The following is a 20580-nucleotide window of genomic DNA, read 5'->3' on the forward strand; positions in this document are numbered from 1 at the left end:
GGTTGGTGCCGGCCAGCGGCCGGCACTACCGTGGCGCCAACCGGGCCGCTTGCGTCAGCCCTGCTTGCGCACCGGTGCGCCGTTGGCCTTGTAGTACGGCGCAGTGCTGCGGGCCAGCGGGGTGCGGCCGCGGATCACGTCGGCCAGCTTCTCGGCCATCATGATGGTCGGCGCGTTGAGGTTGCCGGTCACCACCTGCGGCATGATCGAGGCATCGACGATGCGGAGGCCTTCCAGGCCGTGCACGCGACCCTGGCCATCGACCACCGCCATCGGGTCATCGGCATGGCCCATCTTGTTCGAGCACGACGGGTGGTAGGCGGTCTCGGCATGCTCGCGCACGAATGCATCGATCTGCGCGTCGGTCTGCAGTGCACTGCCCGGCGAGATCTCGCGGCCGCTGTACGGGGCCAGCGCCGGCTGCGCGAAGATCTCGCGGGTGATGCGGATCGCCGCGCGGAATTCGCGCCAGTCCTGCTCGTGCGACATGTAGTTGAACAGGATGCTCGGATGTTCGCGCGGGTCCTTCGAGCGCACATGGATGCGGCCACGGCTGGGCGAGCGCATCGAGCCGACGTGCATCTGGAAGCTGTGCGCCTTGATCGGGTTGGAGCCGTTGTAGTTGATCGCCACCGGCAGGAAGTGGTACTGCAGGTTCGGCCAGTCGAACTCGGCGTCGCTGCGGATGAAGCCACCGGCCTCGAACTGGTTGCTGGCGCCGATGCCGGTGCCCAGGAACAGCCACTCGGCACCGATCGCCGGCTGGTTGTACAGCTTCAGCGCCGGCGCCAGCGACACCGGCTTCTTGCATTCGTACTGCAGGTACATCTCAAGGTGATCCTGCAGGTTGGCGCCGACGCCCGGCAGGTGGTGCACCAGGTCGATGTCGAGGCTGCGCAGCAGGTCGGCCGGGCCGACGCCCGAGCGCTGCAGGATCTGCGGCGAGGCGATGGCGCCGCCGCACAGCAGCACCTCGCGGCGGGCGGTGGCACGCTGCGGCTGGTCGTGGTGCAGCCACTGCACGCCCACCGCGCGCTTGCCCGAGAAGAGGATGCGGTCGGTCAGCGCGTGGGTGACGATGGTCAGGTTCGGGCGTGGCTTGGCCAGGTCCAGGTAGCCGCGGGCGGTGCTGGAACGACGGCCGTTCGGGGTCACCGTGCGGTCCATCGGGCCGAAGCCTTCCTGCTGGTAGCCGTTGAGGTCGTCGGTGCGCGGGTAGCCGGCCTGCACGCCGGCTTCGACCATCGCAGCGAACAGTTCGTTGTTGCCGGCCTTCGGCGTGGTCACGCGCAGCGGGCCGTCACCGCCGTGGTAGTCATTAGGGCCGATGTCGCGGGTTTCGGCCTTGCGGAAGTAGGGCAGGCAGTCCAGGTAGGTCCAGTCTTCCAGGCCCGGCATGCTGGCCCAGTTGTCGTAGTCCATCGCGTTGCCGCGGATGTAGCACATGCCGTTGATCAGCGACGAGCCACCCAGGCCCTTGCCGCGGCCGCAGTCCATGCGGCGGTTGTTCATGAAGGGCTCCGGATCGGTCTTGTACGCCCAGTTGTAGCGCTTGCCCTGCAGCGGGAAGGCCAGCGCCGCCGGCATCTGGGTACGGAAGTCGAGCCGGTAGTCCGGGCCACCGGCTTCCAGCAGCAGCACGCTGACATCGGCATCCTCGGTGAGGCGGGTCGCCAGCACGTTGCCGGCTGAACCGGCGCCGATGATGATGTAGTCGTACTCGTTATGGGTGCTCATGGGTGTCTCCTGCAGGCCGGGGCGCGCTGCATGCAGGCGTCCCGGTGGAATGTCGGATCGGCGCGGAGGCCGGACGATGGGGCGTGCTCGGGGCGCGCCGGTCAGAACACGCTGGCGTAGTCGCCCAGCTCGACCTGCACCGACTTGATGCGGGTGTAGTGGCCGAGGGTGGAGATACCGTTCTCGCGGCCGACGCCGGATTCCTTGTAGCCACCGACCGGCATTTCGGCCGGCGATTCACCCCAGGTGTTGATCCAGCAGATGCCGGCTTCCAGGCGATGGATGATGCGGTGGGCGCGGCTGATGTCCTTGCTGACCACGCCGGCGGCGAGGCCGAAGGTGGTGTCGTTGGCACGACGTACCACTTCGTCTTCGTCGTCATAGGCGAGGATGCTCATCACCGGCCCGAAGATCTCTTCCTTGACGATGGTCATGTCATCGCGGCAGTCGGAGAACACGGTCGGCAGCACGTAGGCGCCGTTGGCCAGCGCGCCTTCGGTGGCACGGCCGCCGCCGGTCAGCAGGCGGGCACCTTCGGCCTTGCCACTCTCGATGTAGCGCAGCACGTTTTCCATGTGCGGGAAGCTGGTCAGCGGGCCGAAGTTGGTCTCGGCGGCCATCGGGTCGCCGATGCGGATGCGCTTGACGCGCTCGACGACGGCCGCCTCGAATGCGGCCAGCATGCTGCGCGGCACGAACACGCGGGTGCCGTTGGTGCAGACCTGGCCGGAGCTGAAGAAGTTGGCCATCACCGCAATGTCGGCGGCGCGGTCCAGGTCGGCGTCGTCGCAGATCACCAGCGGCGACTTGCCGCCCAGTTCCATGGTCACTTCCTTCAGCGACGAGGACGCCGCGCTGGCCATGACCTTCTTGCCAGTGGCGACGCCACCGGTGAAGGAGATCTTTTCGATCACCGGGTGCTCGGTCAGCCACTGGCCGATCTCGCGGCCCGGGCCCTGCACGACGTTGAACACGCCGGCCGGCACGCCGGCTTCGGTGTAGATTTCGGCCAGCCGGATCGCGGTCAGCGGGGTCACTTCGGACGGCTTGAACACCATCGCGTTGCCCGCGGCCAGCGCCGGTGCCGACTTCCACATGGCGATCTGGATGGGGTAGTTCCAGGCACCGATGCCGGCGACCACGCCCAGCGGCTCGCGACGGGTGTAGAAGAAGCTCGATTCGCGCAGCGGCAACTGGATGCCTTCGATGGCGGTGGCCAGGCCGGCGTAGTACTCGACCACGTCGGCACCGGTGACGATGTCCACGGTGGTGGTCTCGGCCAGCGCCTTGCCGGTGTCCAGGGTTTCCAGGTGGGCCAGTTCGTCGTTGCGCTCGCGCAGGAGCTCGACGGCGCGGCGCAGGATGCGCGAGCGCTCCATGGCGGTCATCGCGGCCCACACCTTCTGGCCTTCGGCTGCGCTCTGCACGGCGCGTTCGACGTCGGCCTGGCTGGCGACCTGCACCTCGGCGATCACCTCGCCGGTGGCCGGGTTGATGGTCTTGAAGGTCTTGCCGCTGGTGGCATCGACGCGCTGGCCGTGGATGTAGAGCTGTTGGACGGGCAGGGTGGACATGGGGCGTACTCCTTGGAAGGGGGCGGGTGCTGAAGCGCTTATAGCGCGGCAGCCTGCAACTGGAAGTCGATGTAGCCGTAAGCGATGCGCCGGGACTTCTCGGCGTTGAACTGGCCGCCGACCAGGCTGCCGCGCAGCCATAGGCCATCAATCATCGCGGCCAGGCCGCGGGCGGCCAGGCGGGCCTGCGGATGGGGCAGCAGGCGGTTGAACTGGTGGCACAGGTTGGAGAACAGGCGCTGGTCGTTGGCGCGCTGCAGCCGGGCCAGTTCCGGCTGGTGCATGCTGGCGGCCCAGAAGGTGAGCCAGACGCGCATCGCGGTGCCGTTGATCTGGCTGTCGTCGAAGTTGCCATCGACGATGGCGCGCAGCTGCTCGCGCGGGTTGTCGCTGGCGTCGGCGCGGTAGCGGGCGACGGCGTCCTTCAGTTCGCGCAGGATCTGCCGCATTGCAGCATTGAGCAGGCCGTCCTTGTCGCCGAAGTAGTGGGCGACGATGCCGCTGGACAACCCCGCCTTCTTCGCGATGGTGGCGACGGTGGCATCGGCCATGCCGATCTCGTCGATGGTCTGGAAAGTGGCCCGGATCAGCTGTTCGCGCCGTACCGGTTCCACGCCTTTCTTCGGCATTGTCTCTCCACGGTTTGCGACCCGAAGGATCGGGCTGCCCGCCATTATGCTTTTTATTGATTGAACGTTCAATCAATAAACCCTAGGATGCGCTCGCGCCCCACGCCATGGGCCCGGTTTACCGGTCCGGCCCCGCCCATGTGCTCCCTCGGACTTGATGAGACGACCCCATGTCTTCCCTGGCTCATCCCAAGCGTTCGCCCCTGCGCTTGAACCGTTTTGTCTTCCTCAGCTCCTCGGTGTCGATCGGCATCCTCGGGCTGCTCACCGTTCTCTATCCCGAAGGCAGCGAGCACTGGCTGCAATGGGCGCAGGCCGAGGTCTCGGCCGCGTTCGGCTGGTGGTACATGCTGCTGATCGTGCTGTGCCTGGGCTTCGTGTTGTGGCTGGCGTTCTCGCCGTACGGCCGCATCCGCCTGGGCCACAACGAGGAATCACCGGCCTTCGGCTACGTGGCCTGGGTCTCGATGCTGTTCTCGGCCGGCATCGGCATCGCGCTGCTGTACTACGGCGCCTACGAGCCGCTGGATCATTTCCTCAATCCGCCCGGGCAGCCCGGCGGCACCGTGGCCGCCGGCCGCGAGGCGATGGTGCTGACCTTCCTGCACTGGGGCCTGCATGGCTGGGCGCTGTATGCGCTGGTCGGCGTGGCACTGGGCTATTTCGCCTATCGCCGGGACCTGCCGCTGGCGCTGCGCTCTGCGTTGTACCCGGTCTTCGGTGAGCGCATTCATGGCCGCATCGGCGACATGGTCGATGGCTTCGGCATCCTGGCCACGCTGATCTCGATGGTGACCAACCTCGGCATCGGCGCGCTGGTGGTGCAGTCCGGCCTGGTCTACCTGTTCCACATCCCGGATACGCCGCAGGTGCTGGTGGCGATCGTGCTGGTGATGATGGTGGTGGCCACCATCGGCGTGGTCGCCGGCGTGGAAAAAGGCATTGCCTGGCTGTCCAACCTCAACGTGCGCCTGCTGTGCGGCCTGCTGCTGTTCGTGCTGGTCACCGGCCCGACCCTGCACCTGTTCGACGGCCTGATCCAGAACACCGGCGACTACCTCGGCGCGTTCGTGCGCAAGAGCTTCGACATGTACCTCAACGACCCCAAGGGTCGCGAGTGGATGGGGTCGTGGACGCTGTTCTACTGGGCGTGGTGGATCGCCTGGGCGCCGTTCGTCGGCCTTTTCGTGGCGCGCATCTCGCGCGGCCGCACCATCCGCGAAGTGATCTTGGGCGTGTTGCTGATCCCGCTCGGCTTCACCCTGGCCTGGCTGTCGATCTTCGGCAACACCGCCATCGACCTGGTGCTCAACCATGGCCAGGCGATCCTGGGTGACGTGGCCCAGCACGATGCAGCGATGACCTTGTTCAAGCTGCTGGAATACCTGCCTGCGGCGCCGTACGTGGCCGGTGCTGCGGTGGTGATCGGCTTCGTGCTGTTCCTGACCCCGGTCGACTCGGGCACGCTGATGATCGCCAACCTGTGCACGCGTCGCGTTGACGATGGCGTGGAAGATGGCCATGACGCGCCGATCTGGCTGCGCGTGTTCTGGGCCGCCGGCATCACTGTGGCCAGCGTCGGCCTACTGCTGGCTGGCAATTTCAGCGCGATGCAGACCGCGGTGGTGCTGTGCGGCCTGCCGTTCTCGTTCACCCTGGCGTTCTACATGTGGGGCCTGTTGAAGGCCCTGCGCACCGACCCGGATGCGCCGCGCCGGTGATCGCTTCTGTAGAGCCGAGCCCATGCTCGGCTGCTGTTGGCGCAGAAGCAGCCGAGCGCAGGCTCGGCTCTACAAGGGCATCGCAAACGCAAAGGGCCGGATCCGCAAGGATCCGGCCCTTTCCTCAATCGGGCGCAGCCGCGCCGTTACTTGGCTGCCAGCTGGCGCAGCACGTACTGCAGCAAGCCACCATGGCGGAAGTACTCGACTTCCTTCGGGGTCAGCAGCATCACCGAGACCTCAAAGGTCTTCTTCGTGCCATCGGCCTTGGTCGCGGTGACCGTGGCGCGCTTGCTGGCACCGTCCTGCAGGCCGGTGATGTCGATCACTTCCGAGCCGTCCAGGCCCAGCGTCTGTGCGTTCTCGCCGTTGCGGAACTGCAGCGGCAGCACGCCCATGCCGACCAGGTTGGAGCGGTGGATGCGCTCGAAGCTCTCGGCGATGACCGCCTTCACCCCCAGCAGCAGGGTGCCCTTGGCCGCCCAGTCACGCGACGAGCCGGTGCCGTATTCCTTGCCGGCCAGCACCACCAGCGGCACCTTGTCGGCCTTGTACTTCATGGCCGCATCGTAGATCGCCAGCTTCTCCGGCTGGCCACCACCGGCCGGGTAGTACAGGGTGTTGCCGCCTTCCTCGCCACCGAACATCAGGTTCTTGATGCGGATGTTGGCGAAGGTGCCGCGGACCATCACGTCATCGTTGCCGCGACGGCTGCCGTAGCTGTTGAAGTCGGCCGGCTGCACGCCGCGCTCCTGCAGGAAGCGGCCTGCCGGCGAGTCCTTCTTGATGTTGCCGGCCGGGGAAATGTGGTCGGTGGTAATCGAGTCGCCGAACAGGCCCATCACGCGTGCGCCGTGCACGTCGTCGATGCTGCCGGTCTGCATGGTCATGCCATCGAAGTAGGGCGGGTTCTTGATGTAGGTGGAGGCGTCGCTCCACGCGTACAGGTTGCCGTCCGGCGAGGCGATGGTGTTCCAGCGGGTATCGCCCTTGAACACATCGGCGTAGTTCTGCTTGAACATCTCCGGGCCAATGGTGGCGGCGATGACGTCGCCGATTTCCTTGTTGCTCGGCCAGATGTCGCGCAGGAACACGGGCTGGCCGTCGCTGCCGGTGCCGAGCGGCTGGGTGGTCAGGTCGATGTCGGTGGTGCCGGCGATGGCATAGGCCACCACCAGCGGCGGGCTGGCCAGGTAGTTCATCTTCACTTCGGGGTGCACGCGGCCCTCGAAGTTGCGGTTGCCTGACAGCACCGAGGTCACCACCAGGTCGCCGGCGGCGATGCCGGCGCTGACTTCGGTCGGCAGCGGGCCGGAGTTGCCGATGCAGGTGGTGCAGCCGTAGCCGACCACGTAGAAGCCGATCTTCTCCAGCTCCTTCAGCACACCGGCCTTTTCCAGGTAGTCGGTGACCACGCGCGAGCCCGGGCCGAGCGAGGTCTTGACCCACGGCTGGCGGTTCAGGCCCTTGGCGGCCGCATTGCGGGCCAGCAGGCCGGCACCGATCATCACCGCCGGGTTGGAGGTGTTGGTGCACGAGGTGATGGCCGCGATCACCACCGCGCCATCCTTCAGCCGCACCTTGCGGCCTTCGATCTCGATGTCGGCGAAGCCTTTGGCCAGCTGCTCGTTGCCGACGGCGGCGCCGCCGCCTTCGTTGACGAAGGTGGCAACGTCCTCGCTGCGCTTGTCACGGTTGGCGGTCATGCCGACCAGCGCTTCGCGGTAGTTCTTCTGCACGTCTTCCAGCAGGACGCGGTCCTGCGGGCGCTTCGGGCCGGCCAGCGACGGCTTCACCGTGCCCATGTCCAGTTCCAGCGTGCTGCTGTACTGGGCGTGCGGGCTGCCCGGTTCGTGCCACAGGCCCTGCGCCTTGGCATAGGCCTCGACCAGGTTGATCTGCTCTTCGCTGCGACCGGACAGGCGCAGGTAGTTCAGCGATTCGGCGTCGATCGGGAAGATGCCGCAGGTGGCGCCGTATTCCGGGGCCATGTTGCCGATGGTGGCGCGGTCGGCCAGTGGCAGGTGCTGCAGGCCGTCACCGTAGAACTCGACGAACTTGCCGACCACGCCCAGCTTGCGCAGCATCTGGGTGACGGTCAGCACCAGGTCGGTGGCGGTGGCGCCTTCGGGCAGCTTGCCGGTCAGCTTGAAGCCGACGACCTGCGGAATCAGCATCGACGATGGCTGGCCGAGCATGGCGGCCTCGGCTTCGATGCCACCCACGCCCCAGCCGAGCACGCCGATGCCGTTGATCATGGTGGTATGGCTGTCGGTACCGAACACGGTGTCGGGGTAGGCAATGTCCTTGCCATCCTTCTGCGCGGTCATCACCACGCGGGCCAGGTTCTCCAGGTTCACCTGGTGGACGATGCCGGTGTTGGGCGGCACCACCTTGAAGTTGTCGAAGGCCTTCTGTCCCCAGCGCAGGAAGCCGTAGCGTTCCTGGTTGCGCTGGAACTCGATCTTGCCGTTGAGGTCCAGCGCGTCGGGCTTTCCGAACACATCGACCTGCACCGAGTGGTCGATGACCAGTTCGGAGGGAATCTGCGGGTTGATCTGCTCCGGCTTGCCGCCGAGCTTGACGACGGCGTCGCGCATCGCGGCCAGGTCGACCACGCAGGGCACGCCAGTGAAGTCCTGCAGGACCACGCGCGCCGGCATGAAGGCGATCTCGGTGTCCGGCTCGGCCGCCGGGTTCCAGCGGGCCACGGCTTCGATGTGGTCCTTGCCGACGGTGATGCCGCCGTCCTCGTGCCGGAGCAGGTTCTCCAGCAGGATCTTCATCGAGTAGGGCAGGTGGGAGATATCGAAGCGCTGGCCCAGCGTGGGCAGGCTGAAGTAGTCGTAGGTCTTGCCACCGACATTCAGCTGGCTGCGGGTGGAGAACGAATCGCTCATGCGGGTTAACTCCTTCTTGCGGATGGCTTGCAGTGGCCCGCGCATGGGCAGGCCTGCTTGCGGTGGCCGGCAGTCCGTGCCGCCGGGCAGAAGGCCAGTATCGCCGATGCCGTCGGGGCCGCAGAACTGCGGGCTCAGAACGCAAGGTTATAAATTCGTATGTAGTTTTCGTGTCATGGCGCCGCCGGACTTAGTGCGGGCTGACAGGCTCGAGGCAGTGCCGTATGGCGCCGGGGGACAGGTGGAGGGCAGCATGGGGGGGGCTGCAGGCGCTGGGGGCGGAGCCGTGCTGAGCGATGGTCATCGTGGCGGTCGAGGCGTTCTTGACCGGGCACGGGGGGCGCGCCGCCGACGGGCAGCGCGCCAGTCAGTGGCGATCAGCCACCCAGGAACGGATTGCCGGTCTTGGCGGGAGCCGCGCCCTTGGATTTCACCTTGAGTACGTTGTCCTTGCCGAACTCAAAGACGGTCGATTCCTGCACGTTCTTTCCGAAGTGCTTGATCTTGGCGTAGTCGTAGTACCAGACCTGGGTGTCGCCAAGCTGCTCACGACGCGTCGGCGCTCCAAACTTCTCGCGGACCTGGTCCTGGGTCGCCTTGCCCACCTCCAGCTCGTCCAGTTGCTTCTGGGTGATCTCAGTGCCGGTGGTGTGGGCCGCGAACGGATTGGCGTGGGCCGGGCCTGCGGCCAGGGCCAGGGGGGTGGCCAGAGCCAGGGTCAGAATGAATGCGCGCATTGAACGTCCTTTTATGAGAGAGGGGGCGTGCGGTGCCGGAGTGTCCCGGCCCGGTACAGCGAGGGCTGCCCGGCCAGTCTAGCGGTCGAATGCGACTGGTTCTGGTTCAAGGTCACAATTCGCCCGATTTGAGGTGTTTACGTCAGGTATGTATAATTCATACATACTTTTTGAGGCCTACCTATGGAAGCCACCGTTGCAGAACGCGGACAGATCACCCTGCCCAAGGCGGTGCGCGATGCCCTCGGCCTGACCAAGGGCACGCTGCTGAAGGTCGAGCTGGACGGCAGCCGCATCATCCTGCGCAAGAGTGTTGACGATGCCATTTCACGGGCGCGCGGCAAGTTCGCGCTGGACGGCTTCGAGTCGTCCGATGCGGCAGTACGCGCGGTGCGCGACGAGGAATAAGCCGTGATGATCGCCGTCGATTCACCGGTACTGGTCGAGCTGCTCAGCAATGGCCCGCAGGCCGATGCCGTGGAAGCCATCCTCCGGCAGAGCCTGGTCGGTGGCCGCGTGGTGGTCTGTGGCGCAACCCTCGCCGAAGTGTGCGCATCGCTGCGCGGTGGTGCCGAGGTGCTCGAAGCACTGGAAGAGATGGGCGTGCACTTCAACCCGATGGAGGCCAAGTCGGCGCTGCGCGCCGGCGAGATGCACCGCCGTCACCGTCAGCGCGGCGGCAGCCGTCGCAGCCTGGACGAATTCATGGTCGGCGCCCACGCACTGCTGCAGTGCGATGGCCTGATCACCTGGAACGACACGTTTTACCGCGACTACTTCAAGGGCCTGAAGCTGATCGTGCCGCACGCCTGAGCCCACTTTTGATTTTTCAACCTACGCATTACCCGGGAGTTGTCATGTTGGAAGCCTACCGCCACCACGTCGCCGAGCGCGCTGCGCTTGGCATCCCGCCGCTGCCGCTGAGCGCGCAGCAGACGGCCGATGTCATCGAACTGCTGAAGAACCCGCCGCAGGGCGAGGCCGAGTTCCTGCTCGACCTGCTGACCCACCGCGTGCCGGCCGGCGTCGATGACGCGGCCAAGGTCAAGGCCTCGTACCTGGCGGCGATCGCCCTGGGCAGCGAGCAGAACCCGCTGATCAGCCGCGAGCGCGCCACCGAACTGCTGGGCACCATGCTCGGCGGCTACAACGTTGCGCCGCTGATCCAGCTGCTGGACGACGCCAGCGTTGGCGCTATCGCTGCCAATGGCCTGAAGAAGACCCTGCTGGTGTTCGATGCGTTCCATGACGTGCAGGAGAAGGCGAAGGCCGGCAACGCCAACGCCCAGGCCGTGCTGCAGAGCTGGGCCGAGGCTGAGTGGTTCACCAGCAACCCGGAAGTGCCGCAGAGCCTGACCGTCACCGTGTTCAAGGTGCCGGGCGAAACCAACACCGATGACCTGTCGCCAGCACCGGACGCGACCACCCGCCCGGACATTCCGATGCACGCCCTGGCGATGCTGAAGAACAAGCGCGACGACGCGCCGTTCACCCCGGAAGAAGACGGCAAGCGCGGCCCGATCCAGCAGATCCTGTCGCTGAAGGACAAGGGCCACCTGGTCGCCTACGTCGGCGACGTGGTCGGCACCGGCTCCTCGCGCAAGTCGGCCACCAACAGCGTGCTGTGGTGGACCGGCGATGACATTCCGTACATCCCGAACAAGCGCGCCGGTGGCGTGTGCCTGGGCGGCAAGATCGCCCCGATCTTCTACAACACCATGGAAGATGCCGGTGCGCTGCCGATCGAGCTGGACGTGTCGAAGATGGAGCACGGCGATGTCATCGAGCTGCGTCCGTACGAAGGCAAGGCGCTGAAGAACGGCGAAGTGATCGCCGAGTTCCAGGTCAAGTCCGACGTGCTGTTCGACGAGGTGCGTGCCGGTGGCCGCATCCCGCTGATCATCGGTCGTGGCCTGACCGGCAAGGCGCGCGAAGCGCTGGGCCTGGCCCCGACCGACCTGTTCCGCCTGCCGGTGCAGCCGGCCGATACCGGCAAGGGCTTCTCGCTGGCGCAGAAGATGGTCGGCCGCGCCTGTGGCCTGCCGGAAGGCCAGGGCATGCGCCCGGGCACCTACTGCGAACCGAAGATGACCTCGGTCGGCTCGCAGGACACTACCGGCCCGATGACCCGTGACGAGCTGAAGGACCTGGCCTGCCTGGGCTTCTCGGCCGACCTGGTGATGCAGTCGTTCTGCCACACTGCCGCTTACCCGAAGCCGGTGGACGTCAAGACCCACCACACCCTGCCGGAGTTCATCTCCACCCGTGGCGGCGTTTCGCTGCGCCCGGGCGACGGCGTGATCCACAGCTGGCTCAACCGCATGCTGCTGCCGGACACCGTCGGTACCGGTGGTGATTCGCACACCCGTTTCCCGGTGGGTATTTCGTTCCCGGCCGGCTCGGGCCTGGTCGCCTTCGCTGCCGCCACCGGCGTGATGCCGCTGGACATGCCGGAGTCGGTGCTGGTGCGCTTCAAGGGCAAGATGCAGCCGGGCGTGACCCTGCGTGACCTGGTCAACGCGATCCCGCTGTACGCGATCAAGTCGGGCCTGCTGACCGTGGCCAAGGCGGGCAAGAAGAACATCTTCTCCGGCCGTATCCTGGAAATCGAAGGCCTGCCGGATCTGAAGGTCGAACAGGCGTTCGAACTGTCCGACGCCTCGGCCGAGCGTTCGGCGGCCGGTTGCTCGGTGCGCCTGAACAAGGAGCCGATCATCGAGTACCTGACCAGCAACATCACCCTGCTGAAGTGGATGATTGCCGAGGGTTACCAGGATCCGCGCTCGCTGCAGCGTCGCATCGAGAAGATGGAAGCGTGGCTGGCCAACCCGCAGCTGCTGGAGCCGGATGCGGACGCCGAATACGCCGCCGTCATCGAGATCGACCTGGCCGACATCCACGAGCCGATCGTGGCCTGCCCGAACGACCCGGACGACGTGAAGACCCTGTCCGAAGTGGCCGGTGCCAAGATCGACGAGGTGTTCATCGGTTCGTGCATGACCAACATCGGCCACTTCCGCGCCGCTGCCAAGCTGCTGGAAGGCAAGCGTGACCTGCCGACCCGCCTGTGGGTGGCCCCGCCGACCAAGATGGACGCCTCGGAACTGACCAAGGAAGGCGTGTACGGCACCTTCGGTGCTACCGGCGCTCGTATGGAAATGCCGGGCTGCTCGCTGTGCATGGGCAACCAGGCGCAGATCCGCGAAGGTTCCACCGCGATGTCGACCTCGACCCGCAACTTCCCGAACCGTCTGGGCCGCAACACCAACGTGTACCTGGGTTCGGCGGAACTGGCGGCGATCTGCTCGCGTCTGGGCCGCATCCCGACCAAGGAGGAGTACATGGCGGACATCGGCGTGATCAACGCCAATGGTGCGGAGATCTACCGCTACATGAACTTCGACCAGATCGAGGAATACCAGGACGTGGCCAGCACGGTCGCTGCCTGATGCGGTAACGGAAAACCCCCGGCTCGCGCCGGGGGTTTTTTGTGAGCGGACGACGCATGGTAGTGCCGGCCGCTGGCCGGCATCCCGTTGAAATGAAAAATCCCCGGTGAGAGCCGGGTTTTTCATTGTGCCCGGCCAGGTGGCCTAGCCCATCCGCCTCGCGGTGAGGACCTGCTCGTGGGCGAGGTCCTGCTGGGCGACCTGCTGTGCCTGCGAAATCTGCTCGGCCTTGGCGAGCGACTGTTCTACGGGCGTATTGACGGCCTCACTGATTGGAACCGACGCCCGCAGGTGTGCTGGATTGTCGAGCGCTCCCTGCACAACGAACATGCGAGAGACTGAGCCATCGCTGGGTGAATTGCCCAGTACAACATGATCGACGTGTTCCAGGCCGCTGCCCTTGGCCGCCGCAAGCAGGCCGGCCGTCACGCGCTCACTGGTTTCATCGAAGCTGCGCCCGTGCCTGGCATCCACGGTGGATACGCCCTCGCGAATCTGCCGGTAGAGCGCATGGTCTGGATGGCCTTCCTTCCTGGGATCCTGGCCTGCCTTGTCCAAGGTTGATTCAATGCTCTCCTGTAAAGGGTTCTTGGGAGAGAAAGCGGGATTGCTGAGAGAGGGCGAGCCCTTGCCGGTTGCATCCTGGATCAGTTGCTCCCCCGGCTTGAGCGCATTCTGGGCCCGCTGCTCCGCTTCAGCCTCGCGGCGGGCGTATGCACCGGCTTCCTCGACACCGCGCAGGAAATTGATACCGTCGCGCAGCAGACCGGGCCCGCCGCCGACAAGCACGGTCGCACCCGCACGCAGTTGATGAACATCACTGCGGTAGTCGGCAATCCGGCGCAGGTCCTCAGGATCCGTGACCCGCGCCTGTGGGTTGTCCAGTACAGATTGCACCGGACCCTTGTCGGTCATGCGATCAAGGAAATGAACCACTCGATGGGAGTCGCCCAACTGGACCGCCACCGCGGCGGACATGACATGGCCGCTCTTCATCCCGGGTGTTCCGATCGAGGCGATGCGCTGGCCGTGCTCGGCGTTGCGCAGGATCTCCAGTTCCCTGGGCAGCGCATACATCTCGACCTTGCCGTAATGGGGACCGCCGGCACTGACCAGGTCGCCTGCCATCACATGGTTGGTGAAGGGGGCCGCGTTGGCTGGCTGGCCTTCAGGAAGGCGATATGCCAGCCCGGCGGCACCGTAGGGATTGAACGCGTCGCCGGGGAGGTTGTAGTGGTGTGCAGTGATCTGCGCGAGCGCGCCGCCCAAGGAGTGGCCGGTGACGTGTACTGGCCCGGCTCCCCTTTCTTCGGCCAGCCTGAGGGCTTGCTTTGTCAGCGCCAGCGCGTCAGTCAGTTGCGCGTTGAATCTGGCGGTGACCATCGCGGCGTCGATGCCGCCATCAAGCATGGGCTGACGATCAAACTCGGTACCGCGATGGGCGACGATGACTTCCTTTGTATTGATGTTGAGGTAGACAATACCCTGATATCCGCTCCCAGAGTCACGACAAGCGAGGACCTCATACTTTGTTCCGCCGACGGTGATGTCGGAACTGACGGGCGGAAGCGGGTCCTTATAGACATCGTCCGAAAACGCCGCGCTTTCTTTAGGATTTATTGCGATGCTCCTTCAATCCGTGTGGAGACTTCGATTGGAAAGTATTCCTCGCGCTTCTCTGGGGGCATCTTTTCGTACCAACTTGAAGGCTCGGTTGGCGTCCGCTCTGTCGACTGTCCTGTGGTCAAGGGCGGCAATGCGCGCTTTACGTAAGCAGTGAAGGTTCTCCCGCCCTCAATTTCCGTGAATAGTGCTGCGACGGACGCTCGGATTGGGCGATCATCGATGATGAAGGGGAATGAAGCTTCCACAAGCACGGGTGTCCAAGTGCACGGGCCACGACCGTAATAGTCGGCAACTTCCATACCGTCGTTGAAAACAGCACTGCTGAATTCAGTTGCACTGAGGCGCTGTGCCTGAACCTCAACCTTGTGCTGGTTCGGCTCGTACTGCACCCCCTCCCAATTGTTGACCGGAGGCAGACAGAGTGGGTCTATCTCATACGTGACGAAGACCGAAGGAACGGGGACATCCACGGGTGCATCGTGGACCCGAATCACAATCGGCAGCGCATCCCTGGGCGCAGGATTCTCGCGATAGACCGGGAACGAGCGTTCCTTGTTGCAGCCTGCAACAACCAGTGTGATCAAGGCGATCAACGCAACATGAGCAAGGCTGGGGACGGATTTCAGCATGAGCGGTCCACGTCGCTGCAGGATTGTCCTTGATCCTTGGAACATGCGGTCTCATCACGAACGACGGCGCCACATCCGGGCAAATGCGACAGGTTGCGCAGTGGGTATTGTCCGTTACCCGGACTTCCCACCCTGTGTACCCGAGCAGCGCGGCCTTGCGGGGTAACGTTCATCGGCGTTCCATTGCTGTGCGATACCTGACTATACGACCCGCTCCAGCCGCGCTCCAGTCGGTGTCCTGCGGGCCTCCCGTTTGCCGCGCATGGCTTGCGGCAGGATCAGATCTCGATCAGCGCCGTTGAAACATCAATGGTCGAAAGTGCTGGCGGCGGATCGGCAATTGAGCCTGACGTCTCTTGGAGGTGTCCAGCAGGGAGCGGAGCCGAGCGTGGGCTCGGCTCTACAGGGGCCTGTCAGCCGCGGGCGAGGGCGAGCAACCGCTCGGCGACCCGCTCCAGCGGCACCTGTTCCTCGGCAGCGCCCAGCTTGAACGCGGCGCCGGGCATGCCCCAGACCACGCTGGTGGCCTCGTCCTGCACCAGTGTGGGCGCGCCGGCCTGGCGCATCTCCAGCAGGCCGCGCGCGCCGTCGTCACCCATGCCGGTGAGGATGGCACCGATGGCATTGCCACCGGCGCTCTGCGCGACCGAGCGGAACAGCACGTCCACCGCGGGCTTGTGCCGGTTCACCGCCGGGCCGTCGTCGATGCGGCAGCGCCAGCGCGCACCGTCGCGGATGATGCGCAGGTGCTTGCCGCCGGGCGGCAGGTAGGCGTGGCCGGGCAGTACTGCTTCGCCGTCGCTGGCCTCGCGCACGGCCATCGCCGAATGGCGGTCCAGTCGCTCGGCGAAGGCGCTGCTGAAGCTGGCCGGCAGGTGTTGGGTCATCACCACGGCGGGTGCATCGGCAGGCATGCCTTCCAGCACCACGCGCAGCGCTTCGGTGCCACCGGCCGACGAGCCGATCGCGATCAGGCGGTCGGTGGTGCGGAACTGCGGCGAGGCAGCACGCATCGCCGGCGTTGCGTCCAGCGTGAGCTTGGGGGCGCTGGCACGCACCAGCGGGCGCACGCGCGAGCGCGCCGCCATCTTGACCTTGGCGATGATCTCCTCGGCATAGCCCTGCAGGCCACGGGCCACGTCCAGCTTGGGCTTGGAGACGAAATCCACGGCGCCCAGCGCCAGTGCCTGCAGGGTGGTGTCGGCGCCTCGCTCGGTCAGCGAGGAAATCATCACCACCGGCAGCGGATGCAGGCGCATCAGGTTTTCCAGGAACGCCAGCCCGTCCATGCGCGGCATTTCCACGTCCAGGGTGATCACGTCCGGGAGCAGGCGCTTGATCTTTTCGCGCGCCAGCAGCGGGTCAGCCGCGGTGCCGACCACGTCGATGGCCGGGTCGCTGGACAGGATTTCCGTGAGCATCTGCCGCACGACGGCGGAGTCGTCGACGATCAGGACCCGGCAGGGGGCGTTGCCGGTGAAGGTCATTCGAACAGCTCCACGCCACCGGTGACCGGCGCCTTGGACAGGCGCGCACGCACCGCCGATTCGGTGGCGGCCACCTCGGCCTCATGCGCATGCGGCAGGCGCTGCACCACCACGCGGCCGGTATCGGCGAAGAACCAGATCTTGCGCGGATGGATGCCGCACAGGTCCTCGGCAATGATCGGAATGTGCTCGGCCTGAAGGTACTGGCGGACGAACTCGGCGTTGCGGGTGCCAACCGGGTTGCTGGTGAAGCCCTTCAGCACGTTGGCGCCACCGAACACCTTGGCCTCGATGCGCTTGCGGTGGGCACCACGCTTGAGCATGTCGTTGATCAGCAGTTCCATCGCGTAGCTGCCGTAGCGCGCGGGCGCGCCGTCACCGGCGTTGCCCTCGGGCAGCAGGAAGTGGTTCATGCCGCCGATCTTCAGCACCGGGTCGCGCAGGCAGGCGGCTACGCACGAGCCCAGCGTGGTGGTCAGCGCGGTGGTGTCATCGACCACCAGGTACTGGGTGGGCAGCAGCTTGGCGGCGATGGTCTGGAAGCGCGCATCCTGGTAGCGCATCACATCGTCGGTACGCAGCGAAGCATTCATGCGCCGGCCTTCGCCGCACGGCGGTACAGGGTGCGGCCGCAGGGCTGGATCAGGTCGGCGGCGTGCAGATAGTTCTCCGAATGGCCGGTGTAGAGCAGGCCGTCATCGGCCAGGTGCTGCACCAGACGGCCGAGGATCGCGCGCTGGGTCGGCTTGTCGAAGTAGATCATCACGTTGCGGCAGAACAGTGCGTCGAACGGGCCACCGACGTCGTAGCGCGGGGCGAGCAGGTTCAACGGGCGGAATTCGATCAGCTCGCGCAGCGCAGGCAGTACGCGGCACTGGCCCTCGTTGGGGCCGCTGCCACGCTGGAAGTAGCGGCGGCGCAGGTCCGGATCGAGGCTGGCGACGCGATCGATGTTGTAGACGCCGCGGCCGGCGGTGGCCAGCACCTGGGTGTCGACGTCGGTGGCGATGATGCGCACCGGCGGCTTCAGGGTGCCAAAGGCCTCGCACGCGGTGATCGCCATCGAGTAGGGCTCTTCGCCGGTGGACGCTGCGCACGACCACAGCAGCAACGGCGTGCGGCTGGAGCGCTGCTGCAGTTCTTCGCGCAGCTTGTCGAAGTGGTGCGGTTCGCGGAAGAACGAGGTCAGATTGGTGGTCAAGGCGTTGGTGAACGCCTGCCACTCGTCACCATCTTCCTGTTCCAGATGGTCCAGGTACTGCTGGAAGCTGCGCATGCCCAGCGTGCGCAGGCGGCGCGACAGGCGGCCGTAGACCATGTCGCGCTTTGCCGGCGCAAGCGCAATGCCCACGCGCTGGTAGATCAGGTCGCAGACGCGGCGGAAATCACGGTCGGCGAACTCGAATTCGCGTGGGCCGGTAACGATGGGAGTAGGACTTTGCACGGGGGACGTGTCCATCGGCGGGGGCGGCGGCCGAAGCCGCCACGGGTGGGTCTCAGAATTCCTGCCAGTCGCTGTCGCTGGCGGCGAAGGTGCTGGCGTTGCTGCTGCGACGTACCGGCGCGGGGGTGCTGGTCGGCTGCGGACGTGCCACGGTGGTGATGCGCGCCGGTTCCACGCGCTCGGCGACAGCCTTCACTGCGGCCGAGACCTGGTTGTCGAGCCGGAAGATCGCCACGGCATCTGCAAGCTGTGCGGCCTGGTCTTCCATCGCACGTGCGGCAGCGGTGGCTTCCTCCACCAGTGCGGCGTTCTGCTGGGTGGTTTCGTCCATCTGCACCACGGTCTGGTTGACCTGCTCGATGCCCGCGCTCTGTTCCTGCGAGGCCGCGGAGATTTCGGCCATGATGTCGGTCACGCGCTGCACCGAGGCGACGATCTCGCCCATGGTGGCGCCGGCCTTGTGCACCAGCGCCGAGCCATCGTTGACCTTGCCGACCGAGTCGTCGATCAGGCCCTTGATCTCCTTGGCGGCAGCGGCTGAGCGCTGGGCGAGGGTGCGCACTTCGCTGGCGACCACGGCGAAGCCGCGGCCCTGTTCACCGGCACGCGCGGCTTCCACGGCGGCATTCAGCGCCAGGATGTTGGTCTGGAACGCAATGCCGTCGATGACGCTGATGATCTCGGCGATCTTCTTCGACGAGGCTTCGATGGCGGACATGGTGGTGACCACCTGGCCGACGACCTCGCCACCCTGCGAGGCGACGCCATGGGCGCCGATAGCGAGCTGGTTGGCCTGGCGGGCGTGCTCGGCGTTCTGGCGCACGGTGGAGGTCAGTTCCTCCATCGAGGCGGCGGTTTCCTCCAGGTTGGCGGCCTGCTGCTCGGTACGGCGCGACAGGTCGCTGTTGCCCGAGGCGATCTCGCCGGCGGCCAGGGTGATGCTGGAGGCGCTGGCCTGGATCTGGCCGACGATCTGGGTCAGCTGCGCGACCGTGGCGTTGGCATCGTCGCGCATGCGGGCGAACACGCCTTGGTAATCGCCGTGCATGCGCGCGGTCAGGTCGCCCTCGGCGATGGCCGACAGCAGCTGCGACAGCTTGCCGAGGTTGTCATCGCTGACCGCCATCATCGCGTTGAGGTTTTCCAGCATCAGGCGGAAATCGTGGTCGAAGCGCTGCGCATCGCCACGGCGGCTGAAGTCGCCGGCAGCGGCGGCGCTGGCCAACTGCTTGATCTCGGCGTTGATGCGGCCGAGGTTGGCCTTGACGGTGTCGACGGTGGTGGTCATCGCCGCCTTCTCGCCCGGGTAGCGGGCGATGTCGCGGCTCAGGTCACCGACCGCGTACTGCTGCACCACGTCCAGCACATCGTGCAGGGTCTGCACGTGGCTACCCACCAGGGCGTTGGTTTCCTGCACCATCAGCCCGTATTCGCCGGGGAAGGCGCTGGCGTCGATGCGGTAGCTGAGTTCGCCACCGTCGTGGCGGCGGGCCATTTCGCGCTGGCCGGTGATGACCGCATGCAACTGCTGCTGCATGCCGGCCATGGCGTCCAGCAGGCGACCGGTTTCATCGTGCGGCTGCGGTCCGATGTGGCTGTCGAGCTTGCCGGCGGCGATGCCTTCGGCGACGGCTGTGGCCTGCTTCAGCGGTACCGCGATGCGGTTGCCGATGACCCAGCTCAGGGCCAGTACGATCAGCACCAGGACGCCGCCGGAGACTGCCATGATGGCGGTGAACACCAGCGCCTGCTTCTGCACGTCGTCCATGTAGACGCCACTGCTGACCACCCAGTTCCACGGCGCGAACAGTCCGGCGTACGCGACCTTCTCCACGTCGCCCTTGCTGCCCGGCTTGGCCCAGCGGTAGTTGACGAAGCCGCCACCGGCCTTGGCCGCTTCGACCTGGTCGTAGTAGATGCGCACACCATCGTCGGTGCGGAAGTCCTTCATGTCTTTGCCGACCAGGTCCTTGCGGAACGGGTGCATCAGCAGCCGGTAGCCGGTGTCGTAGACGTTGAAATAGTAGGTATCGTTCTCTGCACGCATCACCTCCAGTGCCTGCAGCGCGGCGCGCTTGGCAGCCTCTTCGCTGAGTTCGCCGGTACTGGCCAGACGGTGGTAGTGCTGGAGGATGCCGTAGCTCAGTTCGACCTGGGTCTTCAGTGCGGCCTTGCGGGTCTCGGTGAGATCCAGGTACTGCATGCGGGCGGCGATCACCGAGAGCGCGATCACGCCGAGCGCGATGAGCAGCGTCAGCAGGTTGAGCTTGCGCCGGACGGAAAGATTGCTGAAGTAGTGTTGCCAGCGATGCAGGAGATTCATCGAGCAGGACCAGGTCGAAGCGGGCGGGCGGCGCCGTGCCGGTCACGGCGGGACAAGCGGTGACAACCCCGTTATCGGCCGTCAGGGCGGGGGATTGAGGTGCGGTGTCCGAACGTATTCAGGTTTCCGTGCAGCGGCGGCTGCGGCGCTGCCTGCGGCAGGCTGGTTTTGAAGCAACAGCAACAGCAACAGCAACAGCAGTTGGTCGGCGCTGGATTGTCAGTAGGTGGCTGGGCCGGGGTGGGCAGCCAGGACACGCCGTAAACCCGTCCATGGGGGCTCGATGGCGCCATCCATGGCGCCAACGGTCCTGCCTACCCACCC

Annotated in this window: 15 protein-coding genes; 4 read left to right on the plus strand and 11 right to left on the minus strand. The window is 65.9% G+C overall.

Annotated features, from left to right (window positions below):
• Window positions 1-54: 54 nt before the first annotated feature.
• From betA to betI, 3 genes are all read right to left on the minus strand, one after another.
• Window positions 55-1737: a choline dehydrogenase gene (gene betA, locus ACUDTM_RS02075; protein ID WP_072168986.1), complete on the minus strand. Its 1683-nt coding sequence runs from the start codon at window positions 1735-1737 to the stop codon at window positions 55-57.
• A 101-nt stretch (window positions 1738-1838) separates the two neighbouring features.
• On the minus strand, window positions 1839-3311 hold the full coding sequence (gene betB / locus ACUDTM_RS02080; protein ID WP_088497664.1) for a betaine-aldehyde dehydrogenase: 1473 nt from the start codon (window positions 3309-3311) through the stop codon (window positions 1839-1841).
• Between the two features lie 38 nt (window positions 3312-3349).
• The gene (betI, locus tag ACUDTM_RS02085) at window positions 3350-3940 is read right to left on the minus strand and encodes a transcriptional regulator BetI (protein ID WP_065177626.1); all 591 of its coding nucleotides are present in this window, start codon (window positions 3938-3940) and stop codon (window positions 3350-3352) included.
• 170 nt (window positions 3941-4110) lie between these two features.
• Here betI and ACUDTM_RS02090 point away from each other — a divergent pair, with 170 nt between their 5' ends.
• Window positions 4111-5661: a BCCT family transporter gene (locus tag ACUDTM_RS02090; RefSeq protein WP_061479285.1), complete on the plus strand. Its 1551-nt coding sequence runs from the start codon at window positions 4111-4113 to the stop codon at window positions 5659-5661.
• Between the two features lie 146 nt (window positions 5662-5807).
• On the opposite strand, the gene acnA is transcribed toward ACUDTM_RS02090, so the two are convergent.
• Together acnA and bamE are read right to left on the minus strand one after the other, a co-directional pair.
• Window positions 5808-8561, minus strand: coding sequence for an aconitate hydratase AcnA (acnA, locus tag ACUDTM_RS02095; protein WP_072168982.1), 2754 nt, complete (start codon window positions 8559-8561; stop codon window positions 5808-5810).
• 377 nt (window positions 8562-8938) lie between these two features.
• The gene (bamE, locus tag ACUDTM_RS02100; RefSeq protein ID WP_069138623.1) at window positions 8939-9298 is read right to left on the minus strand and encodes an outer membrane protein assembly factor BamE domain-containing protein; all 360 of its coding nucleotides are present in this window, start codon (window positions 9296-9298) and stop codon (window positions 8939-8941) included.
• A gap of 183 nt (window positions 9299-9481) precedes the next feature.
• Here bamE and ACUDTM_RS02105 point away from each other — a divergent pair, with 183 nt between their 5' ends.
• Genes ACUDTM_RS02105 through acnB form a run of 3 tightly spaced genes read left to right on the plus strand, consistent with a single transcriptional unit; the run spans window position 9482 to window position 12747 of the window.
• On the plus strand, window positions 9482-9706 hold the full coding sequence (locus ACUDTM_RS02105) for an AbrB/MazE/SpoVT family DNA-binding domain-containing protein (RefSeq protein ID WP_005409505.1): 225 nt from the start codon (window positions 9482-9484) through the stop codon (window positions 9704-9706).
• A gap of 6 nt (window positions 9707-9712) precedes the next feature.
• A complete protein-coding gene (locus ACUDTM_RS02110; RefSeq protein ID WP_005416402.1) occupies window positions 9713-10111 on the plus strand; it encodes a type II toxin-antitoxin system VapC family toxin in 399 nt (132 codons plus the stop codon).
• A gap of 44 nt (window positions 10112-10155) precedes the next feature.
• Entirely contained in the window at window positions 10156-12747 is a 2592-nt protein-coding gene (gene acnB, locus ACUDTM_RS02115; protein WP_088497665.1) for a bifunctional aconitate hydratase 2/2-methylisocitrate dehydratase, read from the plus strand.
• 144 nt (window positions 12748-12891) lie between these two features.
• Here the strand turns inward: acnB and ACUDTM_RS02120 are convergent, their stop codons facing one another.
• The 6 genes from ACUDTM_RS02120 to ACUDTM_RS02145 all read right to left on the minus strand — a co-directional run bounded on the left by ACUDTM_RS02120 (window position 12892) and on the right by ACUDTM_RS02145 (window position 20256).
• The gene (locus ACUDTM_RS02120; RefSeq protein WP_445391100.1) at window positions 12892-14157 is read right to left on the minus strand and encodes an XVIPCD domain-containing protein; all 1266 of its coding nucleotides are present in this window, start codon (window positions 14155-14157) and stop codon (window positions 12892-12894) included.
• 206 nt (window positions 14158-14363) lie between these two features.
• A complete protein-coding gene (locus tag ACUDTM_RS02125; RefSeq protein ID WP_088497667.1) occupies window positions 14364-15002 on the minus strand; it encodes a hypothetical protein in 639 nt (212 codons plus the stop codon).
• 413 nt (window positions 15003-15415) lie between these two features.
• The gene (locus ACUDTM_RS02130; RefSeq protein WP_072168978.1) at window positions 15416-16489 is read right to left on the minus strand and encodes a protein-glutamate methylesterase/protein-glutamine glutaminase; all 1074 of its coding nucleotides are present in this window, start codon (window positions 16487-16489) and stop codon (window positions 15416-15418) included.
• A complete protein-coding gene (cheD, locus tag ACUDTM_RS02135) occupies window positions 16486-17082 on the minus strand; it encodes a chemoreceptor glutamine deamidase CheD (RefSeq protein WP_014037083.1) in 597 nt (198 codons plus the stop codon). Before cheD ends, ACUDTM_RS02130 begins: the two co-directional genes overlap by 4 nt.
• On the minus strand, window positions 17079-17948 hold the full coding sequence (locus tag ACUDTM_RS02140; protein WP_049416359.1) for a CheR family methyltransferase: 870 nt from the start codon (window positions 17946-17948) through the stop codon (window positions 17079-17081). The genes cheD and ACUDTM_RS02140 overlap by 4 nt, the downstream gene beginning before the upstream one ends.
• 37 nt (window positions 17949-17985) lie before the next feature.
• The gene (locus ACUDTM_RS02145; RefSeq protein ID WP_445391101.1) at window positions 17986-20256 is read right to left on the minus strand and encodes a methyl-accepting chemotaxis protein; all 2271 of its coding nucleotides are present in this window, start codon (window positions 20254-20256) and stop codon (window positions 17986-17988) included.
• Window positions 20257-20580: the final 324 nt, after the last annotated feature.

The organism is Stenotrophomonas maltophilia group sp. vghtpe118 (assembly GCF_052605195.1).